Raw genomic sequence first — 17,331 nt, 5'->3', positions numbered from 1 at the left:
GTCCTCCGCGGCAGGGGTCAGTGCCCGGCCGCGTGGGCCGGCATGGTCCAGATCGGCACGCCGGTCATGTCCGGCAGGCGGTGGGCGATGCCCTTGTGGCAGTCTATACAGGTCTGCCGTCCCGTGAACAGGAACTCCTGGTGGGCGGCAGCGGCACGGGCACTCTGGCGGGTAATGTCCATGGATTCCGCGCTGTGGCAGTTGCGGCATTCCAAGGAGTTGTTGGCCTTCAGCCGGGCCCATTCATGCTCGGCCAGTTCGCGCTTCTTGGCCTCGAACTTCTCCGGCGTGTCGACGGTGCCGAACACCTTGCCCCAGACCTCCTTGGACGCCTGCATCTTGCGGGCGATCTTGTCCGTCCAGTTGTGGGGGACGTGGCAGTCGGGACAGGTGGCGCGAACGCCCGAGCGGTTGGACCAATGGATGGTCTGTTTCAGGTCGGCATAGGGATTGTCCCGCATCTCATGGCAGCTGATGCAGAACGCTTCCTTGTTGGTGGCCTCCAGGGCGGTGTTGAAGCCGCCCCACCAGATGACGCCGGCGACGAAGCCGCCGACGGTCAGGACGCCGATGCCCAGATGGGCGGCAGGACGGTTGAAGGCCGCCCAGGCCGCTTTGGCCAGACAGAAGACCCGGTTGAGCAGCCCCATCACTTGTCCCCCTTCCCCTCGGGATGGGCGCCGCGGATGACGCTGTCCACATCCTGGAACTGGTTGGGCACGCGTGGCTGTGCATCGGTCTGCGGCACATGGCACTGCAGGCAGAAATAGCGGCGGGCGGAAACGGCGCCCAGAACCTGGCCGTCGCGGTCCTGGAAGTGGGTGACGGAGATCATCGGCGCCTGGCTGTCGCCGGTGAACTCACGGGCGTGGCAGGTCAGGCATTTGTTGACCTTCAGGTCCAGCTGGTAGTTGACCACGCTGTGCGGAATGACCGGCGGCTGTTCCGGATAGTTGCGCGGTCGGCGACGGTCGTCGGTCACGTCCTTGGGCATGGCTGGCGCTTCCATCACCGTCTGCCCGCCGGCCCCGGTGAAGGCGGGCCGGCCGCTGGCGGCGACGTCGCGGGCTGTGGCCGTGGCTGGAGTTGTCGTGGTTGCGGTGGCAGGCGCGGGCGCCTTGTCCTCCGCTGGCGCTGCCAGCGGTACTGCCAGCACGGGCAGAGCCGCCAGGGCGGCTAGCAGCAGACAGGTGCGCAGGGGCCGGGGCATGCGGAACGTCATCATCGATCAGGCCTCCTGCGCCAGGGTGATGCGGACGGCGCACTTCTTGAAGTCGGTCTGCTTGGAGATCGGGTCGGTGGCGTCCAGCGTGACGCGGTTGATCAGCACGTCGGCGTCGAACCAGGGCACGAAGACCAGGCCGACGGGCGGCTTGTTGCGGCCGCGGGTCTCCACCCGGGCCCGGACCTGACCGCGGCGGGAGGCGACGACGACCTCCTGCCCGCGCCGCACGCCCAGGGTCTTGGCGTCTTCCGGGTGCATGTAGCAGAGCGCCTGCGGCACGGCCTTGTGCAGTTCCGGCACCCGCCGGGTCATGGACCCGGAATGCCAGTGCTCCAGCACGCGGCCGGTGCTGAGCCAGAAGGGATAGTCCTTGTCCGGGCTTTCCGCAGCGGGCTCGTAGGGCAGGGCGAAGATCCGGGCCCTGCCGTCCTTGTGGCCGTAGAAGCGCATGCCTTCACCGGCCGGCACATAGGGGTCGCTGCCCTCGCGGAAGCGCCAGCGCGTCTCCTTGCCGTTCACCACCGGCCAGCGCAGGCCGCGCTCCTGGTGATAGACGTCATAGGGCGCGAGGTCGTGGCCGTGGCCGCGGCCGAAGCTGGCATATTCCTCGAACAGCCCCTTCTGCAGATAGAAGCCCAGTTCCTTGGACTCGCGGTTCTCATAGGCCGGGTCACAGTCGCTGACGGGGAACCTGTCCACCTGCCCGTTGCGGTACAACACGTCGTACAGGGTCTTGCCGCGGTAGTCCGGCGCCTTGGCCAGCAACTCCTCTGGCCAGACCTCTTCCACCGTGAAGCGTTTGGAGAATTCCACCAGTTGCCACAGGTCCGATCGCGCCTCACCCGGCGCATCCACCAGCTGATGCCAGACCTGGGTGCGGCGCTCGGCATTGCCGTAGGCGCCTTCCTTCTCCACCCACATGGCGGCGGGAAGCACCAGATCGGCGGCCATGGTGGTCACGGTGGGATAGGCGTCGGAGACGACGATGAAATTGTCCGGGTTGCGGTAGCCGGGCCAGGTCTCGTTGCCCGTGTTGGGCGCGGCCTGCATGTTGTTGTTCACCTGCACCCAGTAGCAGTTCAGCTTGCCGTCCTTCAGCATCCGGTCCTGCTGCACGGCGTGGAAGCCCGGCTTGGCCGGGATGGTGCCTTCCGGCAGCTTCCACAGATGTTCGGCATGGGCGCGGTGTTCGGGGTTGGTCACCACCATGTCGGCCGGCAGCCGGTGGGAGAAGGTGCCCACCTCCCGCGCCGTGCCGCAGGCGCTGGGCTGCCCGGTGAGGGAGAAGGGGCTGTTGCCGGGCTGGGAGATTTTCCCGGTCAGCAGATGGATGTTGTAGACAAGATTGTTGGCCCAGACACCGCGGGTGTGCTGGTTGAACCCCATGGTCCAGAAGCTGGTGACCTTGATCTTGGGATCGGCATAAAGCTCGGCCAGGGCCAGCAGCCGGTTGGCCGGCACGCCGGACAGGGCGGCCACCTTCTCCAGCGTGTAGGGCGCCACGAAGGCCGCATATTCCTCGAAGGAGATCGGCTCGGAATCATTGGCCTTGGCCGCGTTCTTGGCCGCCTTCTCCAGCGGATGCTCGGGACGCAGGCCATAGCCGATATCGTCCAGGCCCTTGACGAAGCTGGTGTGCCTGCCGACGAAGTCCTTGTTGACCCGGCCGGTCTTGATGATGTGGTTGGCGATGAAGTTCAGGATGGCCAGATCGGTCTGCGGCGTGAACACCATGGGGATGTCGGCCAGCTCGAAGGAGCGGTGCTCGAAAGTGGACAGCACCGCCACCTTGACGTCCGGCTTCGACAGGCGGCGGTCGGTGACCCGTGTCCACAGGATCGGGTGCATCTCCGCCATGTTGCTGCCCCACAGCACGAAGGCGTCGGCCGCTTCGATGTCGTCGTAGCAGCCCATCGGCTCATCAATGCCGAAGGTGCGCATGAAGCCGGCCACGGCCGATGCCATGCAGTGCCGGGCGTTGGGATCGATGTTGTTGGAACGGAAGCCGGCCTTCATCAGTTTGACGGCGGCATAACCCTCATGCACGGTCCACTGGCCGGATCCGAACATGCCGATGGCTTCCGGCCCCTTGGCCTTCAGCGTGGCCTTCCACTTCTCCGCCATGATGTCGAAGGCCTGGTCCCAGGTGACCGGCGTGAACTCCCCGTCCTTGGCGTACTGGCCGTTCTTCATGCGCAGCAGTGGCGTGGTCAGCCGGTCCTGGCCATACATGATCTTCGACAGGAAATAGCCCTTGACGCAGTTCAGGCCGCGATTGACCTCGGCCTTCTGGTCGCCATGGGTGGCGACGATGCGTCCGTCCTTCACGCCGACCATGACGCTGCAGCCGGTGCCGCAGAAGCGGCAGGCGGCCTTGGACCAAGTCATGCTGGCGTCGGTGCCTGTGGGCAGCTGGGTGGCTCCAGCCTGGAGCGTGACGCCCGCGGCAGCCGCGGCGGTCACGGCGGCCTGGGCTTTGAGATAGTCGCGTCGGGTCAGGCTCATGTCATCAGTTCCCCAAGGGCGGCCGTGGGCTCGGCGTGGTGGTAGACAAGCAGGGCGCTCAGCACGCCCGGGATTTCATGGATGGCGTCGATGGCCTGGACCACGGCGCGGTCGCTGGGCCGCTCCAGCAGCACGACCAGGCGTCCCAGGGCGCCGCCGTCCGTGCTCGGGGCGATGTCGCAGTCCAGGGTCCGGATCTTCGCGGTCACTGCGCCGATCATTTCCGGTCGGGCATGGACGACGACGCTGGAGATGTGGATCTCGTCACTCATGCGGCGGCTCCCGGGTTGGCGGGCGAAGAACTGGCGGGCAGCGAGCCGGCCGACAGGGTGATGGCGCCGACCGGGCAGACCGGCAGGCACGCGCCGCAGCCGGTGCAGCGCTCGGCCAGCACTGCGGCGCGGGCACGGCCCTGGAGCAGCAGATGGAAGCGGATGGCGACCTCCGGGCAGGCCTCGTCGCAGGTCCGGCAATAGGCGCCGTTCTCGGCCAGGCAGCGCGCGGTCACGACGGCCAACTGCGGCACCTCCGCCTCGGCAGGGGGGGCGGGGGCCGCGACGGCCGGCCGGGGGGCGAGGGCGCGGGTGAACAGGGCGCGGCGGGACAGGGAGGGAGCCATGGCGGTTGCTCACATTCCCGGCGGGCCGGCGATCAGCTGGTACATCCAGACGGAAAAGCCGTAGGCGCCGACCACGGCCACCGACAGAACCGGAACCAGCACGGCGGCCAGGAACAGGAAGGTCAGCAGCTCCCGGCATTTCCCGGCTTGGACCTCTTGGCGCGGCATGATGGTGCGTCTTTCCGTTCAATGTTCAGGGGGCGATAGATCCATGAATCCGACAGGGTGGCGTTGATCGAGATCAAATCAAGACAAGCGTTACCTGAAACAGTATTTCTAAGTTTGGAAATAAAAAATGAATCACCCGGAATTTTGCCGAACTGCATATATGCGCTTGATATTTATCAATCTAGAAGTTGATGTAGTTTTATTTTGTTTGTCCGTTGCGTTTTCTGCATGGAGCGTGTCTCGCGATCCGCGGGTCCGGTGTCCACCCCCGCTTCCTGGTCAGTGTCCGCGCCCTGGCATCAGTCAGCCATCCCCGGGACGGCGGCTCTTTGTCCCGGCGCAAAGAAGCCGGCGATGTGCTGGATTAGAGACCCGGCCGACAGGGGCTGCGACAATTCGGCGGGGCGGTCGTCCTTGACGCCGCCAACCCCAAAGAGCCACCATATTTGGTGTTACGGATACGGATCGCCTCAACATATTGCGATTATGGACCTTCAGCGCGTCGGAATGCCACGCCGCGGGCCGGGGGGTCTGCCGTAACCTGTCGAAACCGCCGGGTGGGGGTGCTCGGGGGGGGCGGAGGGTGCCAGCTTCAGCAGAGGCTTGGCGCTGCCGGCCTTTGCCCGTTCCGGCCCCGTCCGTCAGTCCCCTCCCGTCAGCCAGGATCACTGACCCGATGTCTGCCGCCTCCCTGCCCTTCACCTCGGTTGCCAAGCGCAACGGGACTGTCGTTCCCTTTGACGGCCGCAAGATCCAGGCGGCCATCGCCCGCGCCGGGGAGGCCACGGGCGAGTTCGATGCGGCCGCAGCCGAAGGCCTGACGGCCGATGTCATCAAGGTGCTGAGCCACCGCTATGCCGGCCAGACCCCGCAGATCGAGCAGATCCAGGACGTGGTGGAACAGGCGCTGATCAGCGCCGACCATATCAAGGCCGCCCGCGCCTATATCGTGTATCGCGAGCAGCATGCGCGCCTGCGTCAGGACAAGGCGACGGTGGTGGATGTGGCCGCCTCCATCAACGAGTATCTCGACCATGCCGATTGGCGCATCAACGCCAACGCCAACCAGGGCTATTCCCTGGGCGGGCTGATCCTCAATGTCTCGGGCAAGGTGGTGGCCAATTACTGGCTCTCCCATGTCTATCCCAAGGAGATCGGCCAAGCGCATCGCGACGGCGACATCCATATCCACGATCTCGACATGCTGGCCGGCTACTGCGCCGGCTGGTCGCTTCGCACTCTGCTGGCCGAGGGGCTGAACGGCGTCCCCGGCAAGGTCGAGGCCGGGCCGCCCCGTCACCTGACCAGTGCCGTTAGCCAGATCGTGAACTTCCTGGGCACGTTGCAGAACGAATGGGCCGGCGCCCAGGCCTTCAGCTCCTTCGATACCTATCTCGCCCCCTATGTGCGGCTGGACGACCTGACCTACGAGCAGGTGCGCCAATGCATCCAGGAACTGGTCTACAACCTCAATGTCCCCTCCCGCTGGGGCACGCAGACGCCCTTCACCAACCTGACTTTCGACTGGACCTGTCCGGAGGACCTGCGCGAGCAGGTGCCGGTGGTGGCGGGGCAGGAGGTGTCCTTCACCTACGGCGACCTGCAGCGCGAGATGGACATGATCAACCGCGCCTATATCGAGGTCATGACCGCCGGTGACGCCAAGGGCCGTGTCTTCACCTTCCCCATCCCCACCTACAACATCACGCCCGACTTCCCCTGGGAGAGCGAGAACGCCACGCGGCTGTTCGAGATGACGGCCAAATACGGGCTGCCCTATTTCCAGAACTTCGTGAATTCCGAGCTGAAGCCCAACATGATCCGGTCCATGTGCTGCCGGCTCCAGCTCGATCTCAGCGAGCTGCTGAAGCGCGGCAACGGCCTGTTCGGCTCGGCCGAGCAGACGGGATCGCTGGGCGTGGTCACCATCAATTGCGCCCGGCTGGGCCATGTCCATAAGGGCGACGAGGCGGCGCTGTTCGCCCGCCTGGACACGTTGATGGAGCTGGGCCGCAACAGCCTGGAGATCAAGCGCAAGGTCATCCAGCGCCTGATGGACAACGGCCTGTTCCCCTACACCAAGCGCTACCTGGGTACGCTGCGCAATCACTTCTCCACGCTGGGGGTGAACGGCATCAACGAGATGATCCGCAATTTCACCGGCGACCACGAGGACGTCACCAGCGAGTGGGGCCGCGCCTTCGCCCTGCGCTTCCTCGACCATGTGCGCGCTCGCATCGTGCAGTTCCAGGCCGAGACCGGCCATATGTACAATCTGGAGGCCACGCCGGCGGAGGGGACGACCTACCGCTTCGCCCGCGAGGACCGCAAACGCTTCCCCGGCATCATCCAGGCCGGCACGGCGGACAAGCCCTATTACACCAACTCCTCGCAGCTGCCGGTGGGCTATACCGACGACCCGTTCGAGGCGCTGACCCTGCAGGAGCCGCTGCAGGCCAAATATACCGGCGGCACCGTGCTGCATCTTTATATGACGGAGCGCCTGTCCTCGGCCGAAGCCTGCCGCAAGCTGGTGCGCCGGGCGCTGGAGGGCTTCCGTCTGCCCTACATCACCATCACGCCCACCTTCTCCATCTGCCCCAAGCACGGTTATCTGCCGGGCGAGCATGCCTTCTGTCCGAAATGCGACGAGGAGATCCTCGACCGCAAGCGCCGCGCCGCGGCGCATTGACCCGCACTCTCCTTCCGACCCGATCATCCAGAAAGGACCAGCAATGACCACGCTTGCCAGCTTCCAGCGCGCCCGCGATGCCAGCTTCGAGCTGACCGATGCCGAACGCCAGCCCTGCGAGGTCTGGACCCGCGTCATGGGCTATCACCGGCCGGTTTCGGCCTTCAATGTGGGCAAACAGGCGGAACATCAGGAGCGGCGCTTCTTCCAGGAATGCCATGCCAAGCTCGACTGATCTGCGCATCGGCGGGCTGACGCGGCTGTCCAGCTGCGACTGGCCGGGGGAGCTGGTGGCGACCATCTTCTGCCAGGGCTGCCCCTGGGCCTGCCGCTACTGCCACAACCCGCACCTGATCCCGGCCGGACGCGAGGGCGATGTGCCCTGGGCCGGGGTCCTCGCCTTTTTGCAGACGCGCCGCGGCCTGTTGGACGGAGTCGTCTTCTCCGGCGGGGAGCCTACCCTTCAGGCCGGTCTGGCCGAGGCCATGGCCGCGGTGCGGGATCTGGGGTTCCGCGTGGGGCTGCACAGCGGCGGCCCCTATCCCGACCGGTTGGCCGCCCTGCTGCCCCTGCTCGACTGGGTCGGTTTCGACGTCAAGGCCCCGTTCGAGGCCTATGCCCGCATCACCGGTGTGCCTGGCAGCGGCGAGCGGGCCAGGGCCAGCCTGGATCTGCTGCTGGCCAGCGGTGTCGATCTGGAGGTGCGCACCACCGTCCATCCGGCGCTGCTGGGGGCGGAAGATCTGACCGCCTTGGCCACAAGCCTGCGGGACCTGGGCGTCCGCCGCTATGTGCTCCAGCCCTTTCGACCCCAGGGCTGCGCGGACCCGGATCTGCTGACCCGGGCCGTCGTGCAGGATGGCACCCTGCTGGCCCGTCTGGCCGCACTATTTCCGGCCGGTGCCGTGCGGGTGGGCTGATCAGCGCATTCCACGCCCGGACGGGTCGGTTTATGCGTCGTGGCGGGCGACCGAGAACAGGAGCGGCTGTGTCGCCGCCACATCCGGGTTGCACCAGCGGGCGGACAGGCCGGCCGCGCCCAACTGTTCCAGCCAGCGGGAATAGGTCCCCTCCAGGATCAGCGCAATCCAGGCCGGCGCCACCGGTGCCGTTCCCGCCCGCACCGGGACCGGATAGGCGCCATGGCTGATGCGCAGGGCGTTGCCCTCGTCGTTGAGCTGGGCCCAGCCCCAATCCAGCCGTGCCCAGGTGGCGTTGACGGCTTTCTGCAGATCGGCCAGGGAAACGCAGGCCGGCAGGGGCATGGCATCGGCGAACTGGCGGCCCACCGTGTTCAGCAGGTGGACCATGGTCGAGGGATCGAGCATCTGGCCCAGCTCTTCGCCCAGGATGGCCAGCAGGTCGCGCCATTGCAGGGCACAGGACGCCGCGGTGTGGCTTTCCAGGCTGCGCAGGGTGGCAGGGTCCGCCGTCGTGACCGAGGACATCCGTTCAGTGAGCTGATTCTTCAGGATCGGGATCATCTGTCATTGCCCAAGGGTTGCTTTGAGGGAGACGAGGCCGCGGCCCTCTGTCCAGTCGGCGGCCCGGCGCATGCTGATGCTGCCTTCCATGGACAGGCCCGGTTGCAGACGGTAGGTGACGGCACCTTCAATGTTGTAATTGATGCCGGTGGTGGACTGGCCGGCATAGCCGGAGGCCGAGGTGGGGTCGGTGGCGGCGCGCTCGGCAGCCAGGACCTGGACCGCCGCCTGTCTGTCCGGATCGTTCGGGAACAGCACGGTGCCGTCCTCGCGGAAGTAGCGCAGTCCGATCCCGGCACCCAGCTGGTATTTCAGATCCCCTTCGGTGTGCGTGTAGGTGACAGGGAAGGTCACGGCATAGAACTCCTGCGGGCTGAAATAGCCGCCATGGCCGAAGCTGAAGTGGCGCAGGTTGTGCTTGTAGCTCGCGTTCGTCAGGTTGGCGCCGATGGTCAACTCGGAATCCTCGCGGCGGACCAGCCGCAGGAAGGTGCCGAGGCTGGCTTCCGTCCTGCTGTTGCCCTTGACATTGGTGCCGTCCAGATCGGCGTAGCCGACATCGCCATAGAAGCCGACCCAGCCGGTGTCATAAACCACGCCGACGCTGCCGCCTGTGCTGTCCACGCCGCCCCATTTCAGGTTGGTGCTGGGATCGCGGGCACCGGCATAGCTGAGGACGCTGTCGGTTACCGGGCGACGCTCCGCCTTGATGCGCAGTTGCAGCTTGTCAGCCAGCTTGGGTTCCCAGCGCAGCCCGCCTTGCACGCGGGTCAACACGAAGCCGAGCGGCGTCGTGCCAATATCCGCCGCCAGCGAGCCGATGCGGTAGGCCAGGTTCAACTCGACGCCCGTATCCTTCTGCTGGGGCGGCTTCAGGGCCGTGGTCAGGGTGCGGAACATGCCGAAGCCGAAGAAGCGGTTGGTCTCGGCGTTCGATCCGAACGCACCTGCATCGACATAGACAGCCGTGGCCTTTGTGGTCAGCCGGTCGCGTCCGAACAGCGGCAGTGACAGGCCGGCCGACGCCTTGGTCTCCACCAGCCGGCTGGTGCCGCTGGAGCCGGAGCGTGTGCGCAGGCTCGCATCGCCCACGATCTGCGGCGCCAGGGCGTCCCGGACCTGGTCGCGTTCCTGCGCGATGGCGGCCAGCATGGCGTCCTGCGGCTTCAGCGGATCGCCCGTCAGCCCCTCATTGCGGAACGGATTGGCGGCCGCCCTGATCCCGCTTTCACCGCCGTCACCGAGGGCGGTGCGGCGCAGATTCTCGGCACGCTCCAGGCTGGCCATGGCAGCGCGCTCGTCTCCAGCCGCCCGTTGCAACTGCGCTTGGCGCAGGATCAGAGCGGGGTCGTCGGGGGCACGCACAAGGGCGGTCTTGATGATGGCGGCGGCCTGGGCCGGTTTGCCCACGGCCAGGGCCGCCGTGGCTGCCCCCTGGGCCGCATCGGCATTGGCCGGGTCCTGCCGCAGCACACCCTCATACAGGGCCAGCGCTTCCCGCGGGCGGCCGGCGCTCTGATAGATGCGGGCCATGGCCTGGGCCAGCACCGGATCGGAGGGCCGCTCGCGGTACAGCGGCCCCACCTGATCATAGGCGTTGGCGTAGTTCTGCTCCAGCCGGGCGGCGTCGGCGGCGGTCACGGCCATGGCGATGCGCAGGGCGGACACGCCTTGCTGCTCTGTGGCCGACAGATCGGAACGGCCTTCGAGCTGGCGCAGGATGGCGGCGGCTTCGGACCGCTGCTCCGCCTTCAGCAGCAGCATGGCATATTGGACCTGGGTGCCCGGTGTGACCGTCGGCTGCATCAGCTGCGGTCGCAGCAGGGTCAATGCCTCGGGCAGTGCATCCGCCTCGGCCAGGGCCGTCGCCAGATCGGCCTGGGCGGCCGCTGTTGTCGCCTGGGGCCGGAGGGCCAGCAGCCGCTCGCGCGCCTGTCCCCCGGTCCGCCGGGCCTCGGCGATGCCGGCCTTCAGCGACGCCTGCTGCCGCAGGGTCTGGATGGCAGGGGTAACGGCGCTGGGCGGCAGCTTGTCCAACAGGGCGGGCACCGCCGACCAGTGGCCGCGCTCCATTTCGAACAGGGCACTGGCATGGATGAATTCCGGGGAGGGAGCCTGTCCGCCCGATGGGAGCGCCATCAGCCCTGCGGCCGTGGCCTCCTCCTTCTGCCGCAGCAGCAGGCGGGCATAGTCCAGCCGCAGCCAGGGGTCGTCGGGGGTCAGCGACAGCGCCTCGAAATAGCGCGACCGGGCCTCCTGCAGGTTGCCGCGTCCGGTCAGCGCCGCTGCTTCGGCCCGCAGGCTGGCGGCCCGCAGCCGCGGATAACCGGGCAGGCGGGCGATGGTCGACTGGTCCAGACTGGCGATCACCTGCTTGGCGTCATTGTCACGGCCCTGCCGGAACAGGGTGGTCACCAGCCCGTTCAGCGCATCGGCATTGCTGGGGTCGGCGGCCATCAGGCTGCGGTAGGATTGTTCTGCCCCGGTCAGATCGCCCTGGCGGTCCTGGATATCCGCCAGCAGCAGCAGGGCGGCCTGGCCCTCCGCGCTCTTCTGCGCCGCCAGCGGCCGCACGCGGGCCGCTGCCTCGGCCAGGCGGCCATTGTCGCGCAGTGTCTTCGCTTCTGCCATGCCGGCCCACAGGTTGGCACTGTCCAGGGCGGCCTTCCATCTGCCGGCCTTGTCGGGTGCGGCCTGGGTTGCTGCGGCCAGGATCTGCTGCGCCTCGCCGAAGCGCTGCTGCCGCAGTCGGATCAGGCCCAGTCCGGCGCGGGCCTCGGCATCGGCCGCATTCTCGGCCAGGGCGGCATTGAACTGTCGTTCCGCCGCGGCCAGATCGCCGCGGTTCAGGGCGGCGTAGCCTTGCGCCCGTGCCCCGCCTTCGCTGGGGGCGGGCTTCAAGGCGATGGCCAGTTTGCTGCGCACCTCGGTATCGCTGGGGGTCTGCGCCAGATAGGTTTCATAGGCCGCCTTGTCGGCCGGCCCGGCGTTCATCCATAGCAGGGCGTCGCGCCAGGCGGCGCGGACATCGGGGGCCGGCGGCCCGTTCTGGGCCATGCGCGCCAGCAGGGAGATACCCTCGCGCCGGGTGTTTTCCTGATAGGTCAGCACCCGCGCCAGCACCAGCCGGTCCTCCGCGGTGGCTCCGGCCGCGCCGGCCCGCTTGCGCAGGCCCGCCACCGCTTCGGCCACGCCGTCCTTGGTGCCCGCCAGGGTCTGGTAGTACTCGGCGGCGAGTCCGGCCGGCGGTTCGCTGCCGCCGAAGGCCTCCTTGTACTTGGCCACCGCCTCTGCATAGGCACCGCCCTTGGCAAGGCGGCGGGCTTCGGCCAAGACGCCGGAGCGGTTGCCTGCCAGCTGCACGGCCTGGGTCGCCCGCTGCACCTCTGCCGATGCCGACGGTTTCAGTTTCGACAGCTGGGCCAGCAGGGCGTCGGCCCGGGCGCGATTGCCCTGGTCGGCCTCCAGCTCCGCCAGCCGGGCCAGGGCGTCGGTGTTGTCCGGTGCCGTCTGCAGGATGGTGTTGAGGGCTTCTCGGGCCAGATCCGGACGGTCGCGCCGGGACCAGAACTCCGCCTTCTCCAGCAGCAGGGCATAGGGGTCGTCCGCGGCCCGGCTGTGGCTGGGGATGCCGGCGGCAAGAGCCAGGACAAGCAGAAGGGCCAACCTGTTACGCACGACGGGACTCCACACCGTTGGTTGCGGCGAGACGCTGGCGCGCACGGCGCTGCAGCAGCCGGGTCGCGCCCACTGTGATCAGCACCAGACCCAGCAGCGTGCCCAGCAGCACCAGGCCCGAATGACGGGACAGGACATGCTGTATCCAGATCCAGCGCGGCAGCGAGCCGACCCAGTAGCGCGGTCCGATCCGGAAGCTGCGCAGGTCCCCGCCATTCATGATGACAAGGTCGCCCTGGAAGTGGTCGGCCAGCGCCGGCTGGCGCAGGGCCGCCGTCAGCCGCGGCAGCGTGGCCGCACCGGTGCCGGTCACGGCCACCACCGTGCGGCCGGCGGTCACCGGTGACTCGAACGACATCAGGATCCCCAGTCCGCCGGCCTGATCGATCAGGGCCCGCTCGGCCTCGGCCGGTTCGCCCATGCCGGCAGCCTCCAGCTCATCATCCAGGATGGTGTAGAGCCGGTAGAGCGGGCTCAGCGTATTCAGTGCCAGCACACCGCCGGCCTGTTTGACCGGTGCCTGCTGTCCCCAGCGCTGCAGCAGAGGCTGACGGGCGAAATCGCCGATGATGATGATGTCGCGGTCGCGCAGCTGCGCATCCCCGGCATTGGCGCGGCGCACCTGTACCCGTGTCGCCGGGAAGCCCGTGGCCGCGCCGGTCAGGCCGAACAGGTCCAGCGCGGCCTCCAGATCGGCCGGCTCCGGCCGGTCGGGCAGCACCATCACCGTCTCGCCCAGATCGGCCATGCGGGTGAAGGGGAAGCCGGCTCCCGTGAGATGCGCCAGGTTCGGCATGGCCGTGAAATGCACGGCGCCGGACAGGTCGATCTCGCTATCGGGGTCGATGACCGTGCGCAGGTTCTCCGGAAGGGTCGGCTGGCATTCGCCGCGGTCAACCGGATGCAGCGCGTAATAGAACTCCAGGCGGTTACGGCCATAGAACAGGTAGGGCGGCAGCTGGACCTTGCGTTCCCGTTGCTGATAATCCCCCAGCAATTGGGACCGGAACCAGTCGGTGATCCAATCCTCCCGCAGACGCAGGCTGTTCACATAGACGCCGTTCATCGAGACGTCCAGGCGTGAATGGGCGAGGTCGATCCAGTTATCGCCGGGATAGCGGTAGCGCACCGTCATCGGCAGGCCCTTGTTGCGCCAGACGAACAGGTCCGGGGCCATGCCGAAGGTCACGCGCAGCGGGGCCGGGGTCAGCCCGGCGGCCTGGAGGTCGGCGGGGGCGACCAGTTCTCCCAGCCGGATCGACCGGCCTGACGGTATCCAGCGCGGCGCATCATAGGGCTGGCGAGCCGCCAGCAGCGGCGCATGGACAGAGGCCCGGTTACCGGTGAGCCCGCCGCTTCCGAGCGCCAGCACCTGGGCGGCGGCGGCAAGTTCCTCCTCGGTCCGGCCCAGCACCAGCAGCAGGCGGTGGCTGGGGGAGATCGGATTGGTGATCACGGCCAGGGTCGGGCCGGCGACCGGACCGATATCCAGCCCGGCGGGGGCCGTTTCCGGTGTCGCCACGATGACGGCGTTGTCGTCCGGCAGCTGGTCGCCATAGGCCGGGAAATGGGCCGGCCGGTAATCCGCCAGCAGGCCGAACCAGGAGGCCACGATTCCCGCCGCGCGCACCACGCTGTCGGACGGGGCCGCGCCCAGCACGAAGGGAAGCGTCAGCGGCCGCCGGTCATTGGTATCGAAGAAGGGGCGCGGCAGCATGGCCAGATCCGGTACCAGCGGCAGGCGCTGCAGGCTGACATTCAGCGTGGAGCTGGCATTGACCGTGGCCCACAGGCTGCTGTGCCGCGGATCCTCGCAGGACATGGTGTAATGGCCGACGAACTCCAGATCGACCCGGTTCTCGGGGCGTAACACCAGCGGATTGATGGGCAGCGTGACGGTCTGACCGGCCGCGGTTTCGGGCGCCAGGGTGATGGTGCCCACCACCTCGTCATTGACGCTGACCTTGAGATGGCTGAGCTGCTGCAACAGCGCCGGAGAATTGCCGAGACTGAAATTCAGGCTCGCGGCCGTCGGCACCTCGTCCTTGCGGATGGTGAAGTAGAAAGAGCGCCGGTCGGTGACACCGCGCAGGGTCAGCGCATCCTGCGCCGTCAACTCGGACAGGGGCGTGATCTCCGCGCGGCTGTTGCCGGGGAGGGGTGCCGGAGCGGCGGCAGGGGGGGATGCAAGGACGGGAACCGGGTCCTTGGTCGCCGCCGCTGCCGGCAGGACGCTCCAGGTCAAGCCCAGCAGAAGCAGCACGGCCACCGGTCCGGCGATCCGGCGTCCCGGTGTCCGCAGGCCATGGACCAGGAAGGCCAGGAAACTGGACAGAATGCGGCGGATCGAGCGGCTCAGGCCCGACGTTTCCACCTGATCCCAGTCGAGCCAGGCATCGGCCCGGCCGAAGGTGGCCAGCACCAATTGCCGGGTCTGTTCCTCATCCAGGTCGGAGAAGGCCAGGCGCGTGGCACCGGCGCCATTGCCGGCAATGCGGGCCGGCAGGAACAGCGGCCGGCCACGCAGATCGAATTCCACCTGCACCTCTGTGCCGGCGGGCGCCGTCGGTTCCCGCGTGTCGAGACTGAGATTGGCGCCACCCATGGAGATGTCGTTGGCGGTGCCAGCCAGGACACGGCCGTCTGGGAAATGTATGGACAGGGGCAGGCGCATGCCGATCCGCACATGTTTGCGGGCCTGCCGCTTCTCCAGCCCCACCGCCGCCGCGGCCCCCAGGATCACGATGTTGAACAGAGCCCAGAACAGGTTGATCAGGAGCACGCCGATCTGATCGGACGGAAGGTCGCCGCTCAGCCAGACATAGAGGCCGTAGCCATAACCGGCCAGCAACAGCAGCATGACCAGGACCTGGGGCCGGACCGAACGGCTGTCGAAGAAGCCCTGGCTCAGCAGGCCGCCCTTGCTTGTCACGTTGAACTGGCCGCGTCCTGGTTTGAACAGGGTGATGGTGGTGGGGATCAGCAGATGGAACGACAGGATGGTCTCGTAGATCTCTCCCCAGAACGGCCCGCGCAGATGTCCCTGGATGCGCTGGTTGGTCAGGACGGCCAGCAGCAGATGCGGCGCGGCATAGCCCACCACCTCCAGCGCATTGGCGGCCATCACATTGACGTTGAGCAGCAGGAAGGCCAGCGGCGCCGTCAGCACCACGATCCGCGGCAGCGGAAAGAAGAAGTGCAGCATGGCGTTGATGTAGCAGAGACGCTGCGGCAGGCTCAGTCCAGGACAGAGGAGCGGGTTGTCGATGCGGAAGACCTGATGCATGCCGCAGGCCCAGCGCAGCCGCTGTTTCAGATGTGCCGCCAGGGTCTCCGTCGCCAGACCGGCGGCCAGCGGCAGGCGCAGATAGGCCGAATGCCAGCCCCGCTGGTGCAGGCGCAGCGCCGTATGTGCATCCTCGGTCAGTGTCTCGATGGCGAAACCACCGATCTCCTCCAGGGCCGAGCGGCGCAGGACCGCGCAGGAGCCGCAGAAGAAGGCGGCATCCCACAGGTCGTTACCGTCCTGAACCAGCCCGTAGAACAGCAGCCCCTCATTGGCCAGCCGGCCGCCGTTTTTAAGGTTCCGCTGCACCGGGTCGGGTGAATAGAAATGGTGCGGTGTCTGGACCAGCGCCAGGCGCGGATCATTGACGAAACCGCCCATGGTCATCTGCAGGAAGGCCCGGTTAGGGACATGGTCGCAGTCGAAGACGGCGATGAACTCCCCCTGGGTCTTGGACAGGGCATTGTTCAGGTTGCCGGCCTTGGCATAGCGGTTGTCCCCGCGGGTGATGTAGTTGATCCCGAAGCGGTCCGCGAATGCCCGAAGTTCCGGCCGCCGGCCATCATCCAGCAGATGCACATGCAGCCGGTCTCGTGGCCAGTCCATATCCAGGGCGGCCCAGACCGTGTTGCGCACGATATCCAGGCTTTCATTGTAGGTGGGGATGAAGACATCCACATGGGGCCATTGCGCCATATCCGCCGGCATCGGCACCGGCTTGCGCCCCAGGGGCCAGGCGCACTGCACATAGCCCAGCACCATGACCAGCCAGGCATAGATCTCCGCCAGCAGAAGCCCGGTCCCCAGTACGCCCTGCAGCGGATCATCCGCCACCATGGTGGTGCTGATGCGCCACCACAGGTAACGGCTGCTGAACAGGACCGAGACCGCCATCATCAGGATGATCCAGCGCCGGCCGCCGCGGTACAGCATCAACAGGATCACCGCTGCCAGCGACAGCAGAGCCTGGGCTGCCAGAGACAAGGGCACGGTGACCGCCGGCACGGCCAGAAGCAGCCCAAGTGCGAACAGCAGGGAAGCCTGGCCCGGATTGTCCGATAACCAGCTTGGAGCTGCAGAGGTCGATCGCATCAGTTCAAGCCCCTCCAGGGCGACCGGCTGAAACAGGCGCGTTTCAGGCGCGGATCGCACGACAAACCGAAAGCCGGGGATTTCCCGCTGTGCCGCCTTTGCCCGGCGGCCCGCCGGTCAGCGAATGCGCGCGAACAGCGCACCCAGTGCCGTGGTCCCGTCCCGCTGTTCCTCGCCTTGCTCTGCCGACAGGCGGCGGAACAGGGCATCGATCATGATCTCCGATGGATCCTTGGCGGGCGCGGGTGAAGACGGAGGCACGGGCTGCGGAGCGGTCCAGGTCTGTCGGCTGTCGGCGGCGCCGGGTGCCGGCCGGTCCGTCCGGGGGGCTGCTGTGCTCTCCGGTGCGCACAGGGGGCCAGGTGCCGGTGCGCGCACCGGCTCAGCACGGACAACCGTGACCGGTGCCGCCGCTGGGCGCGCCGGTGGGTCATCCCGGCCGCTCCGGGCAGTCTGCGGAATCTCGTGATAGGTGAAGCCGGAAACGCTCGACGCACTGATCAGACGAGCGATATCGGACAGAGCTTGCATGACCACCCCCTTGACACACTCGCGTTCGGTTCCGCAGCCGAGATTCCCGGT

12 protein-coding genes are annotated in these 17,331 nt (G+C 67.3%); 3 read left to right on the top strand and 9 right to left on the bottom strand.

The window, feature by feature from the left end; translation table 11 throughout:
• Positions 1-17 precede the first annotated feature (17 nt).
• Genes DK368_RS17800 through napE form a run of 6 tightly spaced genes read right to left on the bottom strand, consistent with a single transcriptional unit; the run spans position 18 to position 4,517 of the window.
• Entirely contained in the window at positions 18-650 is a 633-nt protein-coding gene (locus tag DK368_RS17800) for a NapC/NirT family cytochrome c (RefSeq protein ID WP_114395323.1), read from the bottom strand.
• Positions 650-1,225 carry a nitrate reductase cytochrome c-type subunit gene (locus tag DK368_RS22110; protein ID WP_240002553.1) on the bottom strand — a complete coding sequence of 192 codons (576 nt, stop codon included), beginning with the start codon at positions 1,223-1,225 and terminating at the stop codon, positions 650-652. Before DK368_RS22110 ends, DK368_RS17800 begins: the two co-directional genes overlap by 1 nt.
• A 3-nt stretch (positions 1,226-1,228) precedes the next feature.
• Positions 1,229-3,730, bottom strand: coding sequence for a nitrate reductase catalytic subunit NapA (napA, locus tag DK368_RS17790; protein ID WP_114395322.1), 2,502 nt, complete (start codon positions 3,728-3,730; stop codon positions 1,229-1,231).
• The gene (locus tag DK368_RS17785) at positions 3,727-4,002 is read right to left on the bottom strand and encodes a chaperone NapD (protein WP_114395321.1); all 276 of its coding nucleotides are present in this window, start codon (positions 4,000-4,002) and stop codon (positions 3,727-3,729) included. The genes napA and DK368_RS17785 overlap by 4 nt, the downstream gene beginning before the upstream one ends.
• Complete coding sequence (locus DK368_RS17780; RefSeq protein ID WP_114395320.1) at positions 3,999-4,349, bottom strand: 4Fe-4S binding protein; 351 nt, start codon at positions 4,347-4,349, stop codon at positions 3,999-4,001. Before DK368_RS17780 ends, DK368_RS17785 begins: the two co-directional genes overlap by 4 nt.
• Before the next feature lie 9 nt (positions 4,350-4,358).
• Complete coding sequence (gene napE / locus DK368_RS17775; protein WP_114395319.1) at positions 4,359-4,517, bottom strand: periplasmic nitrate reductase, NapE protein; 159 nt, start codon at positions 4,515-4,517, stop codon at positions 4,359-4,361.
• A 676-nt stretch (positions 4,518-5,193) separates the two neighbouring features.
• Between napE and DK368_RS17770 the strand changes: the two genes are divergently transcribed.
• Genes DK368_RS17770 through DK368_RS17760 form a run of 3 tightly spaced genes read left to right on the top strand, consistent with a single transcriptional unit; the run spans position 5,194 to position 8,129 of the window.
• Entirely contained in the window at positions 5,194-7,209 is a 2,016-nt protein-coding gene (locus DK368_RS17770; RefSeq protein ID WP_114395318.1) for a ribonucleoside triphosphate reductase, read from the top strand.
• A 43-nt stretch (positions 7,210-7,252) separates the two neighbouring features.
• On the top strand, positions 7,253-7,444 hold the full coding sequence (gene nrdD, locus DK368_RS17765; protein WP_114395317.1) for an anaerobic ribonucleoside-triphosphate reductase: 192 nt from the start codon (positions 7,253-7,255) through the stop codon (positions 7,442-7,444).
• Positions 7,428-8,129 carry an anaerobic ribonucleoside-triphosphate reductase activating protein gene (locus DK368_RS17760; protein WP_114395316.1) on the top strand — a complete coding sequence of 234 codons (702 nt, stop codon included), beginning with the start codon at positions 7,428-7,430 and terminating at the stop codon, positions 8,127-8,129. The genes nrdD and DK368_RS17760 overlap by 17 nt, the downstream gene beginning before the upstream one ends.
• Before the next feature lie 30 nt (positions 8,130-8,159).
• Here the strand turns inward: DK368_RS17760 and bcsD are convergent, their stop codons facing one another.
• From bcsD to bcsA, 3 genes are read right to left on the bottom strand one after another with little or no spacing between them, the layout of a single operon-like run.
• The gene (gene bcsD / locus DK368_RS17755) at positions 8,160-8,693 is read right to left on the bottom strand and encodes a cellulose biosynthesis protein BcsD (protein WP_114395315.1); all 534 of its coding nucleotides are present in this window, start codon (positions 8,691-8,693) and stop codon (positions 8,160-8,162) included.
• 3 nt (positions 8,694-8,696) lie between these two features.
• Positions 8,697-12,371, bottom strand: coding sequence for a cellulose biosynthesis protein BcsC (locus DK368_RS17750; protein WP_155524627.1), 3,675 nt, complete (start codon positions 12,369-12,371; stop codon positions 8,697-8,699).
• Positions 12,364-16,749, bottom strand: coding sequence for a UDP-forming cellulose synthase catalytic subunit (gene bcsA / locus DK368_RS17745; RefSeq protein WP_114395313.1), 4,386 nt, complete (start codon positions 16,747-16,749; stop codon positions 12,364-12,366). Before bcsA ends, DK368_RS17750 begins: the two co-directional genes overlap by 8 nt.
• Positions 16,750-17,331: the final 582 nt, after the last annotated feature.

This window comes from Oleisolibacter albus (genome assembly GCF_003336875.1).
GTDB classification, from domain to species: domain Bacteria; phylum Pseudomonadota; class Alphaproteobacteria; order Azospirillales; family Azospirillaceae; genus Niveispirillum; species Niveispirillum album.
The sequence above is the reverse complement of the archived record's forward strand: the minus strand, read 5'-3'. Positions and strand labels throughout refer to the sequence as shown.